The 1,377-nt window shown below is 54.9% G+C and carries 2 protein-coding genes; one reads left to right on the top strand and one right to left on the bottom strand.

Annotation, left to right across the window (positions count from 1 at the left end; genetic code table 11):
• On the bottom strand, positions 1-328 hold a 328-nt coding region (locus AC4FWB_RS34130), incomplete at its 3' end, for a hypothetical protein (protein WP_491030603.1).
• Positions 329-664: 336 nt separating this feature from the next.
• Here AC4FWB_RS34130 and AC4FWB_RS34135 point away from each other — a divergent pair.
• Positions 665-1,377, top strand: a 713-nt coding sequence (locus AC4FWB_RS34135) for a hypothetical protein (RefSeq protein WP_491030604.1), incomplete at its 3' end; no start/stop codon positions are given.

Here is a 1,377-nt window from a genome sequence, read left to right on the forward strand (position 1 = left end):
TGATGCGGAGCGATCCGCCAGAGTGGAAGGCGTCGATTGCCTGTTCCTGCTCCGCGGTGGGTTTGCGATTCCCTCGCTTGGCCGGAGCCTTCGCATGCACAACGCCGGGCTGTTTTTTGGAGGCTTTGGGGGCTTGTTCGAAAAGATCCGCCTGCTTGACATCGAGTGCAGATTTGGCACGGACCAGTAGCTTTCCCGCCCGAGCGGTACTCCTGACTGCTGCCTCACTCGCGATGGCCTTGATAGCCTTACTGTCTCCGTTCGCTGTGGCCTTTTCCAGCATCGTCTCAAGCTGGTCGATCCTCAACGAAATAAAAGGTCGCTTCATGCCAATTCCCCCCGGTAGAATTCGTCCCTAAATCGGATCGAAGTCAAGGTCGAGGCCAAGGCCGTCCATCGAAAATGAAGTTGAAGAGTGACAGTTTCAGCAACGTAGCAGGCGATACGATCTGGTGTCGCTAGCAGATCAGGATTAACCATATCGGTGAAACTGGAGTTCCCGGACTGTCAGGAGGATCTCTGTTTAGACTTTGCTAATGCTTCTGGCAGCCACGCATAAGTTGAGCGCCTCCCTTCTGCTCGGCAACCGGAATTGCCGACGGCGTATCGCCATTCAGGTGATATCGGCGGGACTGGAAACCTTTGGTCTGGGATACTCTGCTAGATGGCACAAGAACGAAGCCTTGAAGACCGCCTCGGTTTGGTCTGCCCCAAGTTACTGGCGGCCGAGGTGTGGCTCCCGACCTTGGGGTCCCTAGACAAGCTCGAACTGCGTCACGTGCTGCGGCGGGAACTCTACCAGGTCGGCGACCTCGCTTTGAAGGCCATTGCGCTCGGCAAGACGCAGCAAGCGGTGAACTGGCTTGTGCTCGGATTCTATTGCGATCAGTCGATCACGAGAGAGGCTCTGGGAACCTCGGGGGCCTTTCGTAGCTCGAAGTATGGCTACAAGGTGAAGAGCCTCTTGGACGTTTTAGCCGCTCTTGAGCAGGCAGACGCGGAGTTGCCTTTGTCTCAGGAGGTTCGCACATATCTTGCATCGGTGAAGGCGCTAGCCAATCTCGCCACTCCGATTCACCACCTGGACCAGACTCTTCGGCAGTTTCTAAGGCGCAATGCCGACACTGCGTTGAAATCTGTTATAGCCAGGGTCGATGCCATATTCATGACTGGCCACCAGGCTGACCACGGAGCAAACACGGAGGATATCGGCTCCTATTCGAAGGAAGATTTGGCTGAAGGTGCATCCTACATCGTTCATTGCATCGACACCGAGATCGGCATCCAAACTAAACACTTCAACATAATGACCGAATCTAAGATCTCGCGCGGACTTTTCGACAAGATGATCGTAAAGGCGTGTAAGATACGCCGTTA

Source organism: Mesorhizobium sp. LEGMi-168a (assembly GCF_058312955.1).